The organism is Flavobacterium sp. H122, assembly GCF_004959765.1.
In the GTDB taxonomy this organism is placed as follows: Bacteria; Bacteroidota; Bacteroidia; order Flavobacteriales; family Flavobacteriaceae; genus Flavobacterium.
Window position 1 is genome coordinate 125,273 of the sequence record NZ_SJZD01000006.1, and the last position, 21,284, is coordinate 146,556.

Below are 21,284 nucleotides of genomic sequence, written 5' to 3' on the forward strand. Positions count from 1 at the left end.
TTTGATTAATGATTGATCGATGATTCCTGATTTCTGCTGACTACAGCTTCTTTTGCTTCTCTATATCCTTTTGTGATTGTTTTCATTACTTTTTGACGGAATGTAAGCTGGATTTCCCCATCCACCTGATTTAAAAGTGCATTGGGATCAACTTTTAACTTCGGTTTTTCAACCGGTGCTTTTATTTCGGCTAAAGCCTGATTACTTACCTCAATATTTTTTTGCTCATTCTTTACCTCTTTATTTACATCATTCTGAGCAATTTGAGTTTCTTTTTCAATAACAGATTCAATACTCTTGGAAACTTGATGTATTGTTTTCGTTTCATTAATTCTCTCTTCGTCATCTGCTCCTTTTTGAACAATCGTTTCCTGTTGGTTTTTTGTTTGAACCGAAGAATTTGTTGCAGCAATTTCTTCTTTACTTACATTTTCTTTTAACGTATCAGCTGAAATTTTGGTTATAGCATTTGAATTTATTTTTTCAGATGTATTTATTTCGGAATTAAATACAAAATATCCTATCCCTAAAAAAAGTATAACACCTGCAACGATTTGCATCCACGGAAAACTTTTCTTCTCCGGTATACTTTCCTGAACCGAAAGCATAGCATCCAATCTGTCCCAGGCATGTGCGGAAGGTAAAATTTCTCTCTTTCCCAGTTTTTCTCTTATTTCGTTTTCTAATTCATTCGGTTCCATAACTGTAGTTTTTAAGTTTTTGGATTTGGGTTTGCAGTACTTCCCTGGCTCTTGACAATTGCGATTTTGAAGTACCTTCAGTTATTCCAAGCATCTTAGCAATTTCCTGATGTTTGTATCCTTCTATCACATACAGATTAAAAACCATTTTATACCCTTCAGGCAGATTATCAATCAAGAATTGCAAATCATCAAGTGACAGCTGGCTTTCGATTGAATTATGACTGTCTTCCGCAAAAGATTCATCATCCATAAATTTCACATCTTTTTTAACTCGGATAAATGAAATGCATTCATTAATCATAATCCTTCTTATCCAGCCTTCAAAACTTCCTTTATGCTCAAAACTTGAAAGATTTGTAAAAACCTTCATAAAACCGGTTATCATTACATCTTCCGCCTGCTGTAAATCCTTAATATATTGCCGGCATACCCCTAACATTTTAGGAGCAAACCTCGAATATAACTGATGCTGTGCATGACGGTTGTTAGTCATAGCCTGCTCTATCAATTTTTTTTCTTCGTGATGTAAACTGACAACTTTCAATTTATTTTTGCTTGATTTTTTAAACAAAAGGTTTTTGCCGATCCTTCTATTTACATAGACGGGAACGGTTTAAAAAAGGTTGCATACAAATGAAAAAAAAAGTTATTTTTTTCTTTCAATCACATAATTCACCATTAAAATCAAGGCTTTTTTATAAGAAGAATCAGGGAAGTTTCCTATTAGCTGCAGTGCTTCCTGCTGGAACTGAATCATTTTTTGTTCAGCATATACGAGTCCGTTATTTTGTTTTACAAAAGCAATAACTTCTTTCACCCGCTTTTTATCTTTATTATGGTTCTTAATTGAATTGATTAACCAGTTTTTTTCTTTTACAGTGCAGTTATTAAGTACATGAATAAGCGGCAATGTCATTTTCTGCTCTTTGATGTCTATTCCTGTTGGTTTACCAATAGCTTCCTCAGAATAATCAAACAAATCATCTTTAATTTGAAATGCCATTCCGATTAATTCACCGAATTTACGCATTCGCTCTATTAATTCGGTATCATCAGGTTTTACCGAACAGGCAGCCAAAGAACAGCATGCAGCAATAAGCGTTGCTGTTTTCTGACGGATGATTTCATAGTAAACATCCTCCGTTATATCTAATCTGCGTGCTTTTTCGATTTGAAGTAATTCCCCCTCACTCATCTCACGTACTGCCACAGAAATAATTCGGAGTAAATCAAAATCGCCGTTATCAATAGAAAGCAGTAACCCTTTAGAAAGCAAATAATCACCAACAAGCACTGCAATTTTATTCTTCCACAAAGCATTAATAGAAAAGAAACCTCGACGGCGGTTACTGTCGTCCACAACATCATCATGCACTAAAGTTGCCGTATGAATTAATTCGATAACCAAGGCTCCTCGATACGTTCTTTCTAAAACTTCACCGCCGGAAATCATTTTTGCAGTCAAGAAAACAAACATCGGGCGCATTTGTTTTCCTTTTCTGTTAACTATATAATAGGTGATACGGTTTAACAGCGCGACTTTTGAAGACATTGACGAATGGAACTTTTTTTCAAAAAGTTCCATCTCCTGTATTATAGGCTGTTTTATTTGAGAAGCAATATCCATTAACGTTTCAAATATAAAACAAATTAGCTAACGAGAAAATTGAAAAAACAAAAACTATTTTAAACCTTTTTTCGTTATATTAGTCTAACCCTAAACACAAAACCATAAATTATGAAAACAAAAATTTTTATTACCGCATTATTAAGCTTGTTTTTATTTTTAACGAGTTGCAACAAAGATGAAGCTGTGGATAATCCTCAGGTAAAACAAGATAAAGTGTCGGCATCTGCCAAATTGGATGCTGCAGGATCAGATATTTCTGCAATTGTAGAAGAACAATTAACCGCTCAAGACGGTATTACTTTAAGAACTACACAACAAACTTCTTTGGTAGCCAGTTGTGCTACAGTAACAAGAGTTCCTGCTTATGGAACAACTATCAGCCCGGGAACAACTATTACAAAAACAATTGATTTTGGCACAACTACCGGCTGTACCCTTCCAAATGGTAATGTTTTAAAAGGAAAAATTATTATTTCTTTTGTATACCAACCAAACGCTACCTCACATACTGTTAACTATCAGTTTGATAACTTCTCACACAATGACATAACCATTGTTGGAAACAAAACTTTTACAATTTCCTGGGGAACATCTGCCGCTAATCCTGAAACCCATGCCATTGTAGTGATGAATATGGATTTTACAGCTACATTTAAAAGCGGGGAAGTTTTACACAGAACAGGTTCAAGAACAACAGAAATTATTGCCGGACAAAGCACACCTGAATATTCAGACAATGTTTACAGTGTAACCGGACAATGGACAACTACTTCAACTACATCAGGATGGTCTATAGTAAGTACAATTACATCACCAGTAATTGTTAAATTAAACTGCCATAACATTGTAAAAGGTATTGTTAAATTTGAAGGTTATGGTACTGCAGTTTTAGATTTTGGAAACGGAGACTGTGACAATCTTGCAGTTTTAACTTTCAACGGTGTTGAATACACTATAATTTTAAACTAAAATACAAACACCATAAAAAAAGAGGCTTAAAGCCTCTTTTTTTTTTTACACTTCTTTATTCGCTAACTGCCCGCAGGCTGCATCTATATCTTTACCACGACTGCGTCGTACTTTTACCACAATATCGTTTGCTTCTAAAGCTTTTATGTAAGCATTGATTGATTCTTCCGAAGCTTGCTGGAATTCACCGTCATCAATAGGGTTGTATTCTATCAGATTCACTTTACATGGTACATGTTTACAGAATTTAACCAATGCGTCGATTGATTTTTTATCATCATTGATTCCTTTCCAAACCACATATTCATAAGTCACTTTGCTTTTGGTCTTTCTGTACCAATATTCCAATGCCTCACGTAATTCAGGCAAAGGAAAGTTCTTTGTAAACGGCATAATCTGATTTCGGGTTTCCTCAATAGCGGAATGCAATGAAACTGCCAGTTTGAATTTCACCTCATCATCGGCCATTTTTTTTATCATTTTTGAAACCCCTGAGGTAGAAACTGTTATCCGTTTAGGCGACATCCCCAGTCCTTCCGGAGAAGTAATTTTATCGATTGCCTTCATCACATTGGGATAATTCATCAAAGGCTCACCCATCCCCATAAAAACAATATTGGACAACGGACGATTGTAATACAGACGGCTTTCAGAATCTATTGCTGCTACCTGGTCATAAATTTCTCCCGGCTCAAGATTACGCATACGTTTTAATCGGGCTGTTGCACAAAAATTACAATCCAGACTGCATCCTACCTGACTCGAAACACAAGCGGTAGTTCTGGTTTCGGTGGGAATTAAAACCGATTCAACTACCAGCCCATCATGCAAACGAACCGCATTTTTTACGGTACCGTCTTCACTGCGCTGCATTTGATCAACTTCAATATGGTTAATTACAAAATTGGCTTCCAGCATTTCCCTTGTCTGCTTGGAAACATTAGTCATATCTTCAAATTTATGTGCTTTTTTACTCCAAAGCCATTCATAAACCTGATTTCCGCGGAATGCTTTGTCTCCATTAGCCACAAAAAAATCGCGGAGTTGATCTTTTGTCAGTGCCCGTATATCTTTCTTTTCCATTTGCATGCTGCAAAGATAATCATAATTATAAATAACAAATCTCAAATTACAAATAGCAAACTCCAATTAGCAAATCTCAAATTACAAAGGACAAGCTTTTTTTAATTCTAAAACAAAATTGATTTTTTATATGCGTGCATATAATTTTTTTATATCTTTGATAAAATTGATTTAATAATGGCAAAACCATCTTTAACAGAGTTATTAGATATAAAACACCCAATTATCATGGCACCAATGTTTTTGGTTTCCAACGCGGCCATGGTAATCGAAGGAATGAAATCCGGGGTTGCAGGCTGTATTCCGGCTTTAAACTACAGAACACTGGAAGAATTAAGAACCGCAATAAAAGAGTTGAAAGCCAACAAACCGGAAGGGGGCAGTTTTGGATTTAACCTTATTGTAAATAAATCAAATATTAAGTACAAAGATCAACTTAGTGTTTTATGCGAAGAGAAAGTAGATTTCATCATCACTTCATTAGGAAGTCCGGAAGAAACTATCCGCGAAGCGCATAAAGTTGGGATTAAAGTTTTTTGTGATGTAACCGATTTAGGATTTGCCAAAAAAGTGGAAAGTCTTAATGCTGATGCCCTGATAGCGGTAAACAATCAGGCCGGCGGTCACAGGGGGGAAATTTCTCCTGAAGATTTAATAAAACTGTTAGATCAAAACACTTCTTTACCGGTAATTTCTGCCGGAGGTGTAGGCTGTAAATCTGATTTAGACAAAATGATTGCTGCCGGCGCTATAGGAGTTTCAGTTGGCAGTTTATTTATTCCGTCGGCAGAATCAAAAGTATCACAGGAATACAAACAGGCTTGTGTAGAGTACGGCGCAAAAGACATTGTCATGACCGAAAAAATTTCCGGAACACCATGTACTGTAATCAATACTCCGTATGTTCAAAAAATAGGCACTAAGCTAAACTGGCTTGAGCGGTTTTTAAACACCAATAAAAAATTAAAAAAATGGGCTAAACTCATTCGTTTTATGATTGGCAACAACGCAGTTACAAAAGCTGCAACAGAAGTCACGTACAAAACGGTTTGGGTGGCAGGTCCCACCATAGAATACTCCAAATCTATCCAACCGGTTCAGAAAATAATTGAAGGTTTGGTTAAATAGTTGAAAAAGGCGGGAAAGTAAAAGTTCCCGCTTTTTTTATTATCCGTTCTGTAATTTGTATTTTTGTCTCTCGACTCCGCTCGAGATGACAAAAACTTTAAAGTATATGCATTTTATTTCAGAAGATTTAGAAAATTACGTTGCTGATCATAGTGAGAATGAACCTGAATTATTAGCCCGTTTAAATAAAGAAACACACCAGAAGATTTTACAGCCCCGAATGCTGAGCGGTCATTTTCAGGGTCGCGTTTTGAGCATGCTTTCCAAGTTAATCCGCCCGAAGAATATTCTTGAAATAGGAACATATACAGGCTATGCAGCACTTTGTCTTGCCGAAGGTCTTGTTGAAAACGGTGAACTGGATACTATTGACAACAATGAAGAATTGGTTGATTTCCAAAAAAAATATTTCAACCAGTCAACATGGGCTAATCAAATGCATCAGCATTTAGGCAATGCTTTGGATATAATTCCTACATTGAATAAAAAGTTTGACTTGGTTTTTATTGATGCCGATAAAGAAAATTACATCAATTACTTCCATATGATTGTTCCATTGATGAACAAAGGCGGGGTGATTTTATCTGACAATGTGTTGTGGAGCGGCAAAGTACTTGAAGAAGTAAAAGCCAATGACAAAAGCACTAAAGTCTTACTCGAATACAACCAACTGCTTAAAGACGACCCACGGGTAGAAACTGTTTTATTACCTATTCGCGATGGGTTGACTGTCAGTAGGGTTTTGTAATATTTCAGAAAAATATTTCAGCGATACCTTTCTATACAAATTATAAAACACATACCCAAAAACTGCTCCCACAGTATAACCGGTAAGAATATCAAGAGGGTAATGCAATCCCAAATAAATACGGCTGTAAGCAAAAATTAAAGGGAATAAGAAAAGTAAGAAGGCATATTTGTAATGTTTTTTCAAAATCATAAACACAACCACTGTACTTGCCATTGAGTTTGCTGCATGACCTGAAAAAAAGCTGAATGAACTGCTGCTCTTAACTATTCTTATTATTGAATTGATTGCCGGCTCATTACAAGGTCTTAAACGCTGCACTGAATTTTTTACAAGATTGGTAAATTGATCGGTAACCGTGATCAGTAAAGCAATAGTTACAACAATAATTAAAAAATGCTTCCAACCACCTGTTTTTTTATGCACAAGATAAAGTATAACGATAAAAAAAGGTGTTAGATGCAGTTGTTTGGTAATGAACAGCCAAAACGGATCAAATTGTTCAGAACCCAGGCTATTTAAAAAAACAAGTAAATTTCTATCAAGCTGAATTAGTTTTTCAAGCATTACATCTGGCGTTTAATAGGTCCGGTTAAATCTTCAAAATTTTCTTTTACTTCATTGATTTCTTTAGTGATATCCAAAGGATTCTCTGTTGGTGCATCCTGTAAAATCCGATTTTGAACATTTTGTTTGATACCTTCCACTTCTTTATTGAAATCGTTTGTCAGTTGAGTCAATTCCTGACCTGTAGAACTTTTTTGTATTTCCGATTTAATATCATTGGTAGCGTTTTTCAGCTGCGCCATTCCTTTACCTAAAGTACGAGCTATATCAGGAATCTTTTCAGATCCAAAAAGCATCAACGCAATGAAGATGATAAGTATTAATTCGCCTCCTCCTATTCCAAACATAATGATTCTGTTTTTTACCCTACAAAGGTAATCAGAAATAATTTTTATAACCGTTAAGGAAATAAAAAAACTTGTCATTAAGAGCTAAAATCCAGTTGATTTAATGTTTGCTCAAAATGACAAGCTTTAACAACTAATTATTATTGTTCAAATTTTGACTTAACTTCCTCTTTAGGCCAAGAGTTGTTTGAAGTATCTACATCGGCTGTTTCTTCTTTTGGATCTACTTTTATTTTTTTGATAATTTTTTTTGTTGCAAAAACTCTTGAAGCTTCCTTATCATTTTTCAACCATATCTGAGCTGGGAATTTATGATTTTCCGTTGTACCATCCTCAAAAGTAATTTCAACCAAAAGCGGCATAACCAATCCTCCCGGTTTATCAAAAGTAACCTGATAAAAATATTTAGGAGACTCTAATTTAGATTTTTCCTCTTCATTAAAATTAGCCGTAATATATTCGTCCAAAGTTTTAACCTCCTTCACCTCGAATGTTTTATTCATTTCAGGTTTAAAATCGGCACTGGCACTGTCTACCATATACACTTTAGGTCCGGAATTTCTAAAACGGTTACGGCGGGTTGTTTCCTGGGCTTTATAGCTTGAAGGCTCTTCATTTGAAACATAAAACTGTTTTACTTCTTTTACCCCTATATCATTATAGTCGGTAGTATAAAACCATCCTCTCCAAAACCAGTCTAAATCCACACCCGATGCATCTTCCATAGTTCTGAAAAAATCTTCAGGTGTTGGGTGTTTGAATTTCCAACGGTTGGCATATGTTTTAAACGCATAATCAAACAATTCACGTCCCATAATGGTTTCACGCAAAATATTTAATCCGGCAGCAGGTTTACCATAGGCATTGTTACCAAACTGCTTAATCGCTTCCGAATTTGACATGATTGGTTCCAGCCAGGCCTGCTCTCCGCTCATGTAAGGCACTATTAATTTAGCAGGCCCTCTGTCTACAGGAAAAGTCGATTCCCATTCAATTTCTGCCAGATATTCCAGAAAAGTATTCAGTCCTTCATCCATCCAGGTCCATTGACGCTCATCTGAATTCACAATCATAGGAAAAAAGTTATGCCCCACTTCATGGACAATAACCCCCATCATTCCATATTTTGTTCTATCTGAAGTTACACCTTTCTCATCCGGACGCCCAAAGTTCCAGCAAATCATAGGATATTCCATTCCCTGATCCTGTGCATTTACAGAAACTGCCTTAGGATAAGGATAATCAAATGTATGTGATGAATAACTTTTTAATGTATGAGCCACAATTCTGGTAGAATACTGTTCCCACAGCGGGTTTCCTTCTTTAGGATATATAGATGTTGCCATCACGTTTTTCCCACCCAGTTGGACTGCCATCGCATCCAGGATAAACTTACGCGAAGTGGAAATACCAAAGTCACGAACGTTTTCCGCCTTGAATCTCCATATTTTCTTTTTATCTGACCTGCCTTTTTCACGCTCTACCGCTTCCTGTTGGGTAGCAATAACAACCGGCTTATCAAAAGTTTTTTCGGCCAGTAAATATCTTTGCATCTGCGCCGGTGTATAAACTTCAGCTTTATTTTGAAGCACTCCTGTTGCTTCCATGATATGATCTGAAGGTACTGTAATATTTACTTCATAGTTACCAAACGGCAAGGCGAACTCTCCTTGTCCCCAAAACTGCATATTCTGCCATCCTTCCACATCATTATAAACAGCCATTCTAGGGAAAAACTGAGCCAATACATACAATCTGTTACCATCAGGAAACTGCTCATAGCCACTACGGCCGCCATCAACCATATAGTTCCCTATATTGTACCACCACTTTATAGTACAAACGAATTTTTCTCCTTTTGCCAAAGGTGTTTTTAAATTAATACGCATCATGGTTTCATTAACCGTATAGGAGACCGGCTGCCCTAATGCATCTTTAACATAATCTATTTTAAAACCTCCGTCAAATTTTTCTTCCATGTAAATCCGCGAAAAGGCTCCTGTGCTTATAGCAGGGTCTATCCTTTCGCTCTTCACCAACGGAGACTTGGATGTTTTTGCAAAATAATTCTGGTCTAACTGTATCCACAAATAATCCAAAGATTCTTTTGCATTGTTGGTATATGTAATGGTTTCCACACCGGATAAACGTGCATTCTTATCGTCCAATTCGATATCAATTTTATAATCCGCACGCTGCTGGTAATATTCCGGTCCCGGTGCACCCGAAGCCGTTCTGTACATATTGGGAGTAGCCATCAAATCATACATCTGACGGAATTTACTTTGATCAGTATGCCCTTCCTGTTTAGGTTTTGATGGATTGTTCTGTGCCAAAACTGCTGCACTCAAAGAAAAGAAAACAGCAAAGAATTTAAATTTTTTCATTTTTTTTATCGATTGAACGCGCTAAAAATAAAATCTTTTTCAGGAGTCTTATATTTTTTATCAATACTTTAACATTCCTTTTACATTTGACCCTGAAAACAACATACTTTTTCTAACCCCGTTATAATTGGTATGGATAATATTCTGCTGTTCATCATTTAATTCCAAGAGCGCTGTATTTTCAATTTCCAATACTTTTATTTTTGCCACATCTTTTGAATTATAATAGCAAATAAGCACATTGCCTTCCATTTCTTTATTGGCAAAATTGATTGTTTTGTATTTACCGTTGACCTTTATTTTAAATTTTTCAGCCATATATTTTTTCAGCAGATCAATATCTTTTTGAGATTCTTCTTTTTCCCCTAAAAACACTTTGGAATTGTATTTTTCAGAAAGCACTTTATTCAAATCATCTACAAAAATTCTGGAAGTTATCTGAAGCATCTTTTTTTCAGAAGCATAATCAATCTGATATATGGAAACATAAAATTTGTGTGCCTCAAACGAGACCATCAAAAACAAAAGACTGCTAAATAAAAAAAAACGTTTCATCATTTTTCAAAGGTATTAATTTCTGTGCTAATCAACTCTTTATACTGAAAAGCCAAATCAGTCAAAGCAAACCGTAATACATTTTTATTTTTTTCCTTCAAACATTGCACCACTTTAGGATTTTCCGAAGCATAAACCAAAAAACCTTCAATATAATCAGGCGGAATACTTAAAGTGCTTATATAAAAATCTTCAGGAAAAGTTGTTTTTAGTTTAGCCAGATTAAATTCATTTCTTTCAATTTTAGCTTCTTTTTTAAGACGGCTGGTTCTTCCTGAAATCTGATTTATCAATCCATCAACACTCATCCCTCCAAAAGGAATCAACAGCGGACTATACCATTTGAATGTGCCTGCCGTTCTTAATTTCCGCTCTGCGGGAGTATAAGTTTTAACACTATTATCAACCACTCCCAGTCTTTTGGCAGAAATATCCACGATTTTAATTTCAGCCAGTTCGCTAGGCTTTACCCTGACTTTAATTTTCAAAGGATTCTGGCGGAATGAATTACTGTTCAGTCTGATTTCCAAAGGCTCTGTTTTAGGTGACGAAAACACCAAAACATCGTCCGGATCTGCTTCAATTACAAACTGACCTCCGTTTGATGTAAATGTATTTTGCTTATTGGTCCTGTTTACGACCAAAACACCGTCATGAACACCCAAATCCGACTCAACAATTCCGTTAATTTTTTGGTTTTGAGAATACAGGTTAAAATTTAAAAACATTAAAAAAAGTACAATTCTTAGCATAGTTTATTGATTGACGGTAAAAATAAAATTTATGTTTGCCAACAAAGTATTAAAACACTGGTAAAAATTTGTTAATTCTGTATCTTTGAAAACAAATCCATTACAATGAAAAAAGTTATTTTAGCCAGTACTTCGACTTTATACGAAGGCAGTTATTTAGAATATTTACTTCCAACATTAGTAAAACATTTTGAAGGTGTAAAAAATTTATTATTTATACCGTATGCACAGCCAAGCGGTATTTCATACGACGACTATACTGCAAAAGTCGGTCAGGCTTTTCAAAGTATCGGCATCAGCGTAAAAGGAATCCATGAATTCAGCAATCCAGTTGAAGCTATTCAAAAAGCCGAAGCCATATTTACTGGAGGCGGCAATACTTTTTTATTGGTTTCTAAACTATATGAGTACAATTTAATTGATTCATTAAAAGATGCGATTCAAAACGGGACACCCTATTTAGGAACAAGCGCCGGGAGCAACATAGGCGGAAAGACTATGAATACTACTAATGATATGCCTATTGTTTTACCTCCGAGTTTCGATACTCTGGGTTTTATTAATTTCAATTTAAACCCGCATTATTTAGATCCTATTGAAGGATCCACACACATGGGCGAAACCAGAGAAACCAGAATAAATGAGTTTCACAAACTAAGCACAATACCGGTATTGGGATTACGTGAGGGAAGTTGGCTGGAAGCCTATGATGACGATGTCTTTTTGAGAGGCGAACTTACCGCACGATTGTTCAGAGCGGGCGAATTCCCTGTAGAGATGGCGCCGGGTGAAAATTTGAATTTCTTACAATAAACAAGTGGCTGTTTTTTACACAGCCACTTTTAAATATTTTACAAAAAAACTACATTCCGCTTCTGATAGCTTCAACAGGATCTAATTTTGAAGCCGAAATTGCCGGAATTATCCCTGCCAGCAACCCAATGAACGCCGCAAGAAATGTTCCAAAAATAATATTGGATGCACTCAATACAAAATCAAAATCCAAAGCATTTGTCAGCACAATTGAAATTATCCACACCAGAAAAATACCAATAATTCCTCCTATTACACAAAGTACTATCGCTTCAAATAAAAACTGCAGCAGAATAAACCTGTTTTTTGCCCCCAGTGATTTTTGAATTCCAATTAAATTGGTACGTTCTTTTACCGAAACAAACATGATGTTTGCTATACCAAAACCACCAACTAAAAGCGAAAATCCGGCTATAATCCATCCTATTAGATTCATTTGCCCAATAAGGTTATCGAGCATATCTGTTGCTCCTTTTAAAAAATTAATGAAGAAGTTATTGATTTGTCCGCTTTTCAACCCCCTGCTGCTTCTCAGCTTCTGAACAATCTGTCCTTTAACGGCATCTTCTTCGATTCCTTTTTTGGGCTTTACTATAATAACAGGTAAAAATTTATCACTGTTCTCTCCATATAACGAACGTATCTTGTTTAGATTAGGAAAAACAGTGTTGTCCGGATTGGGACCAAAACTTATCATTCTGTCACCAATTTTTTTAAGCACACCCACAATCTTAAATTTCTGCCCATACAAACGGATGTCTTTACCAATTGCCGAAGTATCCCCAAACAATGTTTTAGCCACTTCATAACCTATCACAATTAGATTGTCACCTGAATTAGATTCCTTTTCATTAAAAAAACGTCCTTCCCTAAAATCCAATTTATCTATTTCAATATATTCATAGGTACACGGCGTGACATTGACAGAACTTATTGATTTGTCTTCAAACTTAATATTTTCTCTGCCTGTAAAATATTGAAAACAAACATGCTCCAAATCCTCATCGCTTTCTTTCAGCATTTTATACTCCTCAAAATCAACGTGTGGAAATTGTTCAATTTTCCAGTCAGGCACATCAGTCGGCGCAAATGAGTATTTGAATATATATATAGAACTATTATCCAAACTCCCCACATCCTTTTTAATCTTTCTATCCAGAGAATCTACTGCAGAGAGTACCGCAATTATAGAAAATATACCAATTGTAACACCCAGCAAGGATAATAAGGTACGCAGTTTATTATTCCGCAAAGCACTCCAGGCAAAACTGAAACTCTCTTTTAGCAATCGCAAATAGATTATCATACAACTTTTGGATTTCGTATTTATCAAAATAGGTAGCAAAAACTTATAATTTGTTACAGTATTTATAAATTCTTATTTGAAAAAGGCATAAAAATAAATTACTTTTGCACCTTAAATCGCAACAACACAATGAATACTACAAAAACCATTAAATCGGCATTGATTTCAGTGTTCGATAAAACAGGCCTTGAACCTATTGTAAGAAAGCTTCACGAACAAAACGCAACTATTTATTCTACCGGCGGAACAGAAGAATTTATTGTAAATCTTGGAATTCCTGTAGTCCCTGTAGAAGAAGTTACTGATTACCCTTCTATCTTAGGAGGAAGAGTAAAAACTTTACACCCAAAAGTTTTCGGAGGAATTTTAAACCGTCAGGACAACGAATCAGACGTTATCCAAATGAAGGAATATGAAATCCCGCAGATAGATGTAGTAATTGTAGATTTATATCCTTTTGAAAAAACTGTTGCTTCAGGAGCAAGCGACGCAGATATTATTGAAAAAATTGACATCGGAGGTATTTCATTAATACGCGCCGGTGCTAAAAACTTCAACGATACAGTAATCATTCCGTCTGTAAACGAATATGAGTTGTTTTTAAATATTATCACCGCTCAAAACGGAGCAACAACTTTAGAACAAAGAAAAACTTTTGCTGCAAAAGCATTCAATGTTTCTTCCCATTACGATTCGGCTATTTTTAATTATTTCAACAAAAATCAGGAAGAAGCAGTATTAAAAATAAGCGAAACCAAAGGCGAGGTATTACGTTACGGAGAAAACCCTCATCAAAAAGGATATTTCTTTGGCGATTTAGAAAAAATGTTCAACAAATTAAACGGAAAAGAATTATCATACAATAACTTATTAGATGTTGATGCGGCCGTAAATTTAATGTCGGAATTTAAAAATGACGCTCCTACATTCGCTATCTTAAAACACAATAATGCTTGTGGTGTGGCTACAAGACCAACCATGAAAGATGCATATCTGGATGCATTAGCCGGTGACCCGACTTCAGCTTTCGGAGGTGTTTTAATAGCTAACGGAAATATAGACGCTACAACAGCTGAAGAAATAAACAAACTTTTCTGCGAAGTAATTATCGCTCCAAGCTATGACGAAAAAGCAGTTGAAATTTTAAAAGAAAAGAAAAACCGAATTATTTTAGTTCAAAACGAAGTTGAATTACCTAAAACAACGGTACGCACTTGTTTAAACGGCACTTTAGTTCAGGACAAAGATTTAATAACTGATTCAAAAGAAATTTTAAAAACAGCTACAGCATTATCACCGTCAGATCAGGAAATTGAAGACTTATTATTTGCTTCGAAAATTTGCAAACACACAAAATCAAACACTATCGTTTTAGCAAAAAACAAACAATTGTGTGCATCGGGAACCGGACAAACTTCCAGAGTTGACGCTTTAAGACAGGCTATTGAAAAAGCTAAATCATTTGAATTTGACTTAAACGGAGCTGTAATGGCGAGTGATGCTTTTTTCCCATTCCCTGATTGTGTGGAAATTGCTAAAAACGCAGGGATTAACACAGTTATCCAGCCTGGTGGTTCCATCAAAGATGATTTAAGCATTGACTATTGCAACAACAACAAAATGGCAATGGTATTTACAGGCGTACGTCATTTCAAACACTAAAAAAGAAAAATTTCAATACATTTTTGAATCGTGTTAAGACTTTATTGTTTTAACACGATTTTTATTTTTAATAAAACCAAATAATTTTTATACTTTTGCGTTTGAATATACTGTAAAAACTTAGTAAAACCCTCAATAGGATATATGGGATTTTTTGACTTCATGACCGAGGACATTGCAATTGACCTTGGTACCGCAAATACGCTAATCATTCACAACGACAAAGTTGTTATCGATAGTCCTTCTATTGTTGCACGCGACCGCATTTCCGGAAAAATTATTGCCGTAGGTAAGGAAGCAAATATGATGCAAGGGAAAACTCACGAAAATATTAAAACGATCCGTCCGTTAAAAGATGGAGTAATTGCTGATTTCGATGCATCGGAACAAATGATTAAAATGTTAATCAGAAGCATTCCTGCATTGCAAAAAAGATTATTCACACCTGCTTTACGCATGGTTATATGTATTCCTTCAGGAATTACAGAAGTGGAAATGCGTGCCGTAAAAGAATCGGCAGAACGCGTAAACGGAAAAGAAGTCTATCTGATCCACGAACCTATGGCAGCCGCTATCGGTATAGGTTTGGATATCATGCAGCCTAAAGGAAACATGATTGTTGATATAGGCGGGGGAACAACAGAAATTGCAGTTATTGCTTTAGGCGGTATTGTTTGTGACAAATCGGTTAAAATTGCCGGTGACGTTTTCACAAATGACATCATCTATTACATGAGAACACAGCATAATTTATTTGTTGGTGAAACCACTGCTGAAAAAATAAAAATCGAAATCGGTGCCGCTACTGAAGATTTGGACTCACCGCCGGATGATATGTCGGTACAAGGACGAGACCTGTTAACAGGCAAGCCGAAACAGGTTGAAGTTTCATACAGAGAAATTGCAAAAGCATTGGACAAATCTATCCAGCGTATTGAAGATGCGATTATGGAAACCTTATCACAAACACCTCCTGAATTAGCTGCCGACATTTACAACACAGGTATTTATCTTGCAGGCGGAGGATCTATGTTAAGAGGTTTGGACAAACGTATTTCACAAAAAACAGACTTACCGGTTTTCATTGCTGAAGACCCGTTAAGAGCAGTTGTAAGAGGAACTGGTATGACTCTTAAAAATTTAAACAAATACAGAAGCATACTTATTAAATAACAAAACCCAAATTACAAATTACAGTTTGGGATTTGGAAATTTATAACTTAGAAAATTTCTAATTTTTTACGATGCAGCAAATCATAAATTTTATTATAAAAAACAGCACAAGGTTGCTGTTTTTGCTGCTTTTGGCAACTTCATTAACGTTAACCATACAATCCCACTCTTACCATAGAAGCCAGATGGTAAATTCTGCCAATGCAGTAACCGGAACCGTATATGAAGAAGTAAACGAGGTACAGACATATTTCAGCCTTAGGGATGAAAATGACAAATTAGCCAAAGAAAACGCCTATCTGCGTAAGTTATTATTTAATAAAAAAGACAGTACTTCAACACTGCCTAAGGATTCTGTAAAAGGATACGACAAATTAGAGGTAATTCAGTCGAAGGTCATCAACAATTCGTACAACAAAACCGAAAACTATTTAACTATCAATTCAGGAGCTATTAAAGGCTTAAGACCTGATATGGGAGTCGTGAGCAGTGAAGGGATTGTAGGTGTTGTTGAAAAAATATCCCCTAGATACGCAACAGTTATCAGTGTTTTAAATATCAAATCAAAAATCAATGCAAAGGTTAAGCGAACAAATCATTTTGGCTCACTGATCTGGAAAGCAAAAAATGCCGGTTATGTACAATTGGTAGAAATTCCAAGACTGGCATCGGTTAAAAAAGGAGACACTATTGTAACCGGAGGCCGTTCAACCATTTTCCCTGAAAACATACCGGTAGGAATCATTGACCGCATTTACACTGATACAGAAACAAATTATTATACATTAGACGTACGTTTATTTACAGACATGACAAACCTGAATCACGTTTATGTTATAAAAAATAAAGAAGCTGCAGAAATCAATCAATTGGAAGCCGAAACTGTAAAGAAAAATGAATAGTACCCTGATATTAAATCTCTTTCGATTTGTACTGCTTGTTGTTGCTCAAGTAGTGGTATTCAACAATATTGATTTGTTTGGGTATATCAATCCATATCCCTATATTTTATTTATTTTATTATATCCTGTTAATTCAAACCGTGCAGGTTTGCTGATTGCCAGCTTTTTATTGGGATTATCTGTAGATTACTTTGCTAATTCAGGAGGAGTACACGCAACCGCTTCATTAGTTTTAGCTTATTTAAGACCTTCTTTCTTCAAATTTTCTTTTGGTTTGAGTTATGAATACCAGACCATAAAAATAAACGACCGTTTATCGCCTGAAAGATTCAGCTTTATTTTTATATCCATCATTACACATCATTTGGTATTATTTTTGCTGGAGTTCTTCAAATTCGCCTTTATTTTAGATGTATTGTTGCGGACACTTTTATCGACTGTTTTCACGTTAATAGTCAGTATCATTATTATATATTTATTCAAGCCCAGTAAACGCTAAAAATGAGAAAGTTACTTCTTCCTGGTATGATTATAGTTTCTGCTATTTTAATCATAGCAAGGCTTTTTTATTTACAAATTATTGATGAGGAGCTTAAGCTTAAATCAGAAAATATTTCAATCAAAATAAAATACGAGTATCCTGAAAGAGGTTATATTTATGATAGAAACGGCGAACTTTTAGTAGCCAACCAACCTTCTTATGATATCATGGTAGTTCCAAGGGAAATCAAAAACCTTGACACTCTGGAATTTTGTAAACTTTTAAGCATAACAAAAGAAGATTTTTCTAAAAGATTAGAAAAAGCGGTAGTATATTCTCCTTTACTGCCTTCTGTTTTTATGGGGCAGTTAAACAAAATGGAATATGCGGCATTTCAGGAGAAAGAGCGAAAATTTGACGGTTTTTATATTCAAAAGCGTTCACTTAGAGATTACCAATTCCATAATGGTGCAAATATTTTTGGCTTTATAACAGAAGCCAATGAAGCAATTATCAAAAAAAATCCTTACTATAAAAGCGGTGATTTATTAGGAAAACAAGGGGTTGAGGAAATGTATGAAGAAATTCTGAGAGGCCAGAAAGGTGTTAAGCACATTCAACGTGACCGTTTTAACAGAGAAATGGGATCTTTTAAGGAAGGAAAGTTTGACACAATTGCCATACAAGGTAAAGACATAACATTAACCATCGATTCAAAATTACAAGAATATGGCGAACTGTTAATGAAAAACAAACGTGGCGGGATTATTGCGATTGAACCTAAAACAGGTGAAATTTTATGTCTGGTAACCGCGCCTACGTACGATCCGGCAATTCTTGTTGGCCGTCAGCGTTCAAGAAACTACACTAAACTTTACAATGACTCATTGGCAAAACCGCTGTATGACAGAGGACTGCTAGCCGAATACCCTCCCGGATCACCTTTTAAAATACTGACCGCGCTTGTAGGTTTACAGGAAAAAGTGATTGATACATCAACAGCTTTTACCTGTAGAGGAGGTTTTAGTTATGGTCGTCGTTTTATGCGTTGCCATTGTGGTGGTGGTGTGAGAAAACTTCATATGGGAATTGCAAAATCTTGTAATGCATATTTTGGGAACACCTACATGCGTACTATTGATCACTTTAAAACGCCATCCATTGGTGTTGATGCATGGAGTGACCATCTAAAAACATTCGGACTCGGGCAATTTATGGGTTATGATTTACCTACTGGCCGTCGCGGTAATTTACCAACTTCCAAAACTTACGAAAGAATATATCCTAACGGTGGATGGCGCTCTACGGCTATTGTATCCAACTCAATAGGACAAGGTGAGGTATTAATGACACCTATCCAATTAGCAAACATGATGGCTACCATTGCTAACCGGGGCTATTATTACACTCCTCACATCATCAAAAAAATGAAAGGAGAACAAATTGACGAGAAATTCAGAACCAAGCATGTTACGTCAATAGATCCTAAACATTATAAACCTGTAATTGAGGGTCTAGCCGAAGTATTTAAAACCGGTACTGCCTATTTTTTAGGTGTTGAAGGAATTGAAATCTGCGGTAAAACCGGTACTGCTGAAAATTTCGCCAGAATTAACGGTAAAAAAGTACAACTGGAGGACCACTCTATTTTTGTGGCTTTTGCACCTAAAGAAAATCCAAAAATAGCAATTGCAGTATTTGTAGAAAACGGAGGATACGGAGCAACAATAGCTGGCCCTATCACAAGTTTAATGATTGAAAAATATCTAAAAGGAAAAATAACCAACAAGTATCGTGAAGAAAATATCATAAACAGAAGTTTACAGCACGAATACAATAAGTTCACAAGAAAATACATTGATTCGATGTACAAAGTAAAATTGCGTAAAGACTCTACAGACAGGGTCAAAGCAAAAAAGAAGCTTGATTCGATTAAAAAAGCAGGAGTTCAAACCAATACACAAACAACAACAAATTAATAAATGAAAAATCAGAGTGTAAGAAAAAATATAGACTGGATTACTGTTCTAATTTATATGTTGCTGGTTTTAATTGGCTGGGCAAACATTTATTCTGCTGACAGTACTCCTGATACAACCTATATTTTTGACATTACTCAAAACTACGGGAAACAATTGATTTTTATTGCTTTTACAGTTTTACTGATTGTCATTATACTCACGGTTGATGCCAAATTTTACGAACGTTTTTCAAGTATAATTTACGGCGTTACTCTCATTCTATTAATAGGTTTATTTCCATTCGGAAAAACAATTGCCGGTCAGCGCTGCTGGTATGCCATCGGAAGTTTTACACTCCAGCCTTCAGAATTTGCCAAATCAGCCACAGCATTGGCATTAGCAAAATATTTAAGTGACAGTCAGGTTAATTTAAAAAACATCAATCATCAGCTGATTGCTTTGTTAATTATTATCATCCCTGTAGGTTTAATCATTTTACAGCCCGATGCAGGTAGTGCACTTATTTTCATTTTAATGATTTTGGTTCTAAACCGTGAAGGACTGCCTTCATGGTATTTATGGACAGGTTTTGGTGCAATTGTATTATTTATAATGTCACTAATGCTCCAACCGCAATATGTAATCCTGATTTCGCTTACCGGGGTTATCATTCATTATTTAAGATCCAGATTAATCAACCGGAACATAATTGCCAGCAGTGTGGTTTTTCTATTAATGGCCGGTTTTACGATTTCTGTTGATTATGTTTTTGAAAATGTATTCCAGCAGCACCACCGCGACCGTTTTAATATCCTATTAGGAAAAGAAGTGGATATGGCTGGTATCGGGTACAACACAAACCAATCGGAAATTGCTATTGGCTCCGGCGGATGGATAGGCAAAGGATGGCTGGAAGGCACACAGACAAAGGGGAATTTCGTACCGGAGCAGCATACGGATTATATTTTCACCACTGTAGGAGAAGAATGGGGGTTTGCAGGTTCAGCACTTGTTGTACTTCTTTTTGCCGGTTTATTGCTAAGAGTATTATATCTGGCAGAAAATCAAAAAACTAAATTCAGCCGGGTATATGGCTATGGTGTGGCATCGATTTTATTTACGCATTACTTTGTAAATATATCTATGGTTGTGGGTATTTTCCCAACCATTGGTGTACCACTGCCTTTTCTATCATACGGAGGTTCAAGTTTATGGGCTTTCACAATTTTGCTGTTTGTATTCTTAAAAATGGATGCCAATAAGGTAAACGAATGGTAAGGTTTAAAAGCTCCAATCTTTATAATCAGCTTTAACTTCAATTCTGTTTTCTACTGCATCAGGTAATTTTGGAAAGAAATTTATACCCGTAAGTTTTTCAATTTTATCAATCGGTACAACAAATTTGTATAATGGCATATTAGATTCCTTGTGCGGCACCAGAAAACCAACAGCCTTGTAATTACCATTGTTATTATCCAATAGTATTTTATAAAAATATTCAGGCACTGATACTCCTTCTTTACCAATGCTTTTTAAATCCCCGGTCAGGACTGCTCCTGTAACTACATACAAACCATCGTATTTTTTTGCCCAATAACGTGTCTTCTGCTCCAGACGGCTCCACACCCCGCCATTAAAATCATTTTTTTGCGGCGAAATATTGGAAGTATAAAAAGTCTCATTAAAAGCCTCTTTAGAAAATTTCCTGTCGGCCGCCGGACATAAATGACCGCGGTCATATCCTGAACGGATATAATTTTTCCAACCGGCAGAACCTGTTTTTACAGCCGGGTCACTTATAAAAAAAGGGCGCCGGAAATTCGTATACACAACATCTGATTTCTTTAACTCATAAGCAACCCACTCTGCCTGCTCGTGTTTTTCACTATATGATAATGTATAAAATTTATGTCTTACTATTACGGATGTCGTTGAAGATGGAAGATAATATTTGGAAGAAACAGTTGAAGACACAAAATTATCGGTCACCGATACATTTCTATTATTAGCCTCTTTTTTACAATACGAAAAACAAAAGAGTATGCAAAATACAAATAAATATTTTCGTACTTTTTTCATTTTAAAATAATAATTGTAATTTTAGTAGGCAAATATA

General features: G+C 35.6%; 21 protein-coding genes. 10 read left to right on the forward strand and 11 right to left on the reverse strand.

What is annotated here, in order from left to right:
- Positions 1 to 5 precede the first annotated feature (5 nt).
- From EZM65_RS10630 to EZM65_RS10640, 3 genes are all read right to left on the reverse strand, one after another.
- Positions 6 to 701 (reverse strand): hypothetical protein, encoded by a 696-nt coding sequence (locus tag EZM65_RS10630; RefSeq protein ID WP_136668541.1) that lies wholly within the window; start codon positions 699 to 701, stop codon positions 6 to 8.
- Positions 688 to 1,248, reverse strand: coding sequence for an RNA polymerase sigma factor (locus EZM65_RS10635; protein WP_136668542.1), 561 nt, complete (start codon positions 1,246 to 1,248; stop codon positions 688 to 690). Before EZM65_RS10635 ends, EZM65_RS10630 begins: the two co-directional genes overlap by 14 nt.
- A gap of 102 nt (positions 1,249 to 1,350) precedes the next feature.
- The gene (locus tag EZM65_RS10640; protein ID WP_136668543.1) at positions 1,351 to 2,331 is read right to left on the reverse strand and encodes a polyprenyl synthetase family protein; all 981 of its coding nucleotides are present in this window, start codon (positions 2,329 to 2,331) and stop codon (positions 1,351 to 1,353) included.
- A 111-nt stretch (positions 2,332 to 2,442) separates the two neighbouring features.
- Between EZM65_RS10640 and EZM65_RS10645 the strand changes: the two genes are divergently transcribed.
- A complete protein-coding gene (locus EZM65_RS10645; RefSeq protein WP_136668544.1) occupies positions 2,443 to 3,303 on the forward strand; it encodes a hypothetical protein in 861 nt (286 codons plus the stop codon).
- Between the two features lie 45 nt (positions 3,304 to 3,348).
- Here the strand turns inward: EZM65_RS10645 and rlmN are convergent, their stop codons facing one another.
- Entirely contained in the window at positions 3,349 to 4,392 is a 1,044-nt protein-coding gene (rlmN, locus tag EZM65_RS10650; protein ID WP_136668622.1) for a 23S rRNA (adenine(2503)-C(2))-methyltransferase RlmN, read from the reverse strand.
- A 171-nt stretch (positions 4,393 to 4,563) separates the two neighbouring features.
- Here rlmN and EZM65_RS10655 point away from each other — a divergent pair, with 171 nt between their 5' ends.
- The gene (locus tag EZM65_RS10655) at positions 4,564 to 5,514 is read left to right on the forward strand and encodes a nitronate monooxygenase family protein (protein ID WP_136668545.1); all 951 of its coding nucleotides are present in this window, start codon (positions 4,564 to 4,566) and stop codon (positions 5,512 to 5,514) included.
- 106 nt (positions 5,515 to 5,620) lie between these two features.
- The gene (locus tag EZM65_RS10660; RefSeq protein ID WP_136668546.1) at positions 5,621 to 6,262 is read left to right on the forward strand and encodes an O-methyltransferase; all 642 of its coding nucleotides are present in this window, start codon (positions 5,621 to 5,623) and stop codon (positions 6,260 to 6,262) included.
- Here the strand turns inward: EZM65_RS10660 and EZM65_RS10665 are convergent.
- From EZM65_RS10665 to EZM65_RS10685, 5 genes are all read right to left on the reverse strand, one after another.
- Positions 6,221 to 6,829 (reverse strand): phosphatase PAP2 family protein, encoded by a 609-nt coding sequence (locus EZM65_RS10665; RefSeq protein WP_136668547.1) that lies wholly within the window; start codon positions 6,827 to 6,829, stop codon positions 6,221 to 6,223. The two genes, EZM65_RS10660 and EZM65_RS10665, sit on opposite strands and share 42 nt — an antisense overlap.
- Positions 6,829 to 7,176: a twin-arginine translocase TatA/TatE family subunit gene (locus tag EZM65_RS10670; RefSeq protein WP_136668548.1), complete on the reverse strand. Its 348-nt coding sequence runs from the start codon at positions 7,174 to 7,176 to the stop codon at positions 6,829 to 6,831. Before EZM65_RS10670 ends, EZM65_RS10665 begins: the two co-directional genes overlap by 1 nt.
- A 140-nt stretch (positions 7,177 to 7,316) precedes the next feature.
- Positions 7,317 to 9,563 carry a M1 family metallopeptidase gene (locus EZM65_RS10675; protein WP_136668549.1) on the reverse strand — a complete coding sequence of 749 codons (2,247 nt, stop codon included), beginning with the start codon at positions 9,561 to 9,563 and terminating at the stop codon, positions 7,317 to 7,319.
- A gap of 60 nt (positions 9,564 to 9,623) precedes the next feature.
- Entirely contained in the window at positions 9,624 to 10,121 is a 498-nt protein-coding gene (locus EZM65_RS10680; protein WP_371683002.1) for a DUF6702 family protein, read from the reverse strand.
- Positions 10,118 to 10,870, reverse strand: coding sequence for a hypothetical protein (locus EZM65_RS10685; protein WP_136668550.1), 753 nt, complete (start codon positions 10,868 to 10,870; stop codon positions 10,118 to 10,120). The genes EZM65_RS10680 and EZM65_RS10685 overlap by 4 nt, the downstream gene beginning before the upstream one ends.
- A gap of 105 nt (positions 10,871 to 10,975) precedes the next feature.
- On the opposite strand from EZM65_RS10685, the gene pepE reads away from it, so the two are divergent.
- Positions 10,976 to 11,683: a dipeptidase PepE gene (pepE, locus tag EZM65_RS10690; protein ID WP_136668551.1), complete on the forward strand. Its 708-nt coding sequence runs from the start codon at positions 10,976 to 10,978 to the stop codon at positions 11,681 to 11,683.
- A 49-nt stretch (positions 11,684 to 11,732) separates the two neighbouring features.
- Here pepE and EZM65_RS10695 read toward each other — a convergent pair whose 3' ends face one another.
- Entirely contained in the window at positions 11,733 to 12,989 is a 1,257-nt protein-coding gene (locus tag EZM65_RS10695) for an ABC transporter permease (protein WP_136668552.1), read from the reverse strand.
- A 129-nt stretch (positions 12,990 to 13,118) separates the two neighbouring features.
- On the opposite strand from EZM65_RS10695, the gene purH reads away from it, so the two are divergent.
- From purH to rodA, 6 genes are all read left to right on the forward strand, one after another.
- Positions 13,119 to 14,651: a bifunctional phosphoribosylaminoimidazolecarboxamide formyltransferase/IMP cyclohydrolase gene (gene purH, locus EZM65_RS10700; RefSeq protein ID WP_136668553.1), complete on the forward strand. Its 1,533-nt coding sequence runs from the start codon at positions 13,119 to 13,121 to the stop codon at positions 14,649 to 14,651.
- Positions 14,652 to 14,795: 144 nt separating this feature from the next.
- A complete protein-coding gene (locus tag EZM65_RS10705; RefSeq protein WP_136668554.1) occupies positions 14,796 to 15,824 on the forward strand; it encodes a rod shape-determining protein in 1,029 nt (342 codons plus the stop codon).
- Positions 15,825 to 15,895: 71 nt separating this feature from the next.
- Positions 15,896 to 16,726: a rod shape-determining protein MreC gene (gene mreC, locus EZM65_RS10710; protein ID WP_136668555.1), complete on the forward strand. Its 831-nt coding sequence runs from the start codon at positions 15,896 to 15,898 to the stop codon at positions 16,724 to 16,726.
- Positions 16,719 to 17,225, forward strand: a complete 507-nt coding sequence (locus EZM65_RS10715) for a rod shape-determining protein MreD (protein ID WP_136668556.1) — start codon at positions 16,719 to 16,721, stop codon at positions 17,223 to 17,225. Before mreC ends, EZM65_RS10715 begins: the two co-directional genes overlap by 8 nt.
- 2 nt (positions 17,226 to 17,227) lie before the next feature.
- Positions 17,228 to 19,186: a penicillin-binding protein 2 gene (gene mrdA / locus EZM65_RS10720; protein WP_136668557.1), complete on the forward strand. Its 1,959-nt coding sequence runs from the start codon at positions 17,228 to 17,230 to the stop codon at positions 19,184 to 19,186.
- 3 nt (positions 19,187 to 19,189) lie between these two features.
- The gene (rodA, locus tag EZM65_RS10725) at positions 19,190 to 20,446 is read left to right on the forward strand and encodes a rod shape-determining protein RodA (protein ID WP_136668558.1); all 1,257 of its coding nucleotides are present in this window, start codon (positions 19,190 to 19,192) and stop codon (positions 20,444 to 20,446) included.
- A 3-nt stretch (positions 20,447 to 20,449) separates the two neighbouring features.
- On the opposite strand, the gene EZM65_RS10730 is transcribed toward rodA, so the two are convergent.
- A complete protein-coding gene (locus tag EZM65_RS10730) occupies positions 20,450 to 21,247 on the reverse strand; it encodes a DNA/RNA non-specific endonuclease (protein ID WP_136668559.1) in 798 nt (265 codons plus the stop codon).
- Positions 21,248 to 21,284: the final 37 nt, after the last annotated feature.

Bases quoted from the DNA above. Each gene is read 5' to 3' on its own strand.
- EZM65_RS10630 (WP_136668541.1), bottom strand. From the start codon at position 701: ATGGAACCGAATGAATTAGAAAACGAAATAAGAGAAAAACTGGGAAAG.
- EZM65_RS10640 (WP_136668543.1), bottom strand. From the start codon at position 2,331: ATGGATATTGCTTCTCAAATAAAACAGCCTATAATACAGGAGATGGAA.
- EZM65_RS10645 (WP_136668544.1), top strand. From the start codon at position 2,443: ATGAAAACAAAAATTTTTATTACCGCATTATTAAGCTTGTTTTTATTT.
- rlmN (WP_136668622.1), bottom strand. From the start codon at position 4,392: ATGCAAATGGAAAAGAAAGATATACGGGCACTGACAAAAGATCAACTC.
- EZM65_RS10655 (WP_136668545.1), top strand. From the start codon at position 4,564: ATGGCAAAACCATCTTTAACAGAGTTATTAGATATAAAACACCCAATT.
- EZM65_RS10660 (WP_136668546.1), top strand. From the start codon at position 5,621: ATGCATTTTATTTCAGAAGATTTAGAAAATTACGTTGCTGATCATAGT.
- EZM65_RS10665 (WP_136668547.1), bottom strand. From the start codon at position 6,829: ATGCTTGAAAAACTAATTCAGCTTGATAGAAATTTACTTGTTTTTTTA.
- EZM65_RS10670 (WP_136668548.1), bottom strand. From the start codon at position 7,176: ATGTTTGGAATAGGAGGAGGCGAATTAATACTTATCATCTTCATTGCG.
- EZM65_RS10675 (WP_136668549.1), bottom strand. From the start codon at position 9,563: ATGAAAAAATTTAAATTCTTTGCTGTTTTCTTTTCTTTGAGTGCAGCA.
- EZM65_RS10680 (WP_371683002.1), bottom strand. From the start codon at position 10,121: ATGATGAAACGTTTTTTTTTATTTAGCAGTCTTTTGTTTTTGATGGTC.
- EZM65_RS10685 (WP_136668550.1), bottom strand. From the start codon at position 10,870: ATGCTAAGAATTGTACTTTTTTTAATGTTTTTAAATTTTAACCTGTAT.
- pepE (WP_136668551.1), top strand. From the start codon at position 10,976: ATGAAAAAAGTTATTTTAGCCAGTACTTCGACTTTATACGAAGGCAGT.
- EZM65_RS10695 (WP_136668552.1), bottom strand. From the start codon at position 12,989: ATGATAATCTATTTGCGATTGCTAAAAGAGAGTTTCAGTTTTGCCTGG.
- purH (WP_136668553.1), top strand. From the start codon at position 13,119: ATGAATACTACAAAAACCATTAAATCGGCATTGATTTCAGTGTTCGAT.
- EZM65_RS10705 (WP_136668554.1), top strand. From the start codon at position 14,796: ATGGGATTTTTTGACTTCATGACCGAGGACATTGCAATTGACCTTGGT.
- mreC (WP_136668555.1), top strand. From the start codon at position 15,896: ATGCAGCAAATCATAAATTTTATTATAAAAAACAGCACAAGGTTGCTG.
- EZM65_RS10715 (WP_136668556.1), top strand. From the start codon at position 16,719: ATGAATAGTACCCTGATATTAAATCTCTTTCGATTTGTACTGCTTGTT.
- mrdA (WP_136668557.1), top strand. From the start codon at position 17,228: ATGAGAAAGTTACTTCTTCCTGGTATGATTATAGTTTCTGCTATTTTA.
- rodA (WP_136668558.1), top strand. From the start codon at position 19,190: ATGAAAAATCAGAGTGTAAGAAAAAATATAGACTGGATTACTGTTCTA.
- EZM65_RS10730 (WP_136668559.1), bottom strand. From the start codon at position 21,247: ATGAAAAAAGTACGAAAATATTTATTTGTATTTTGCATACTCTTTTGT.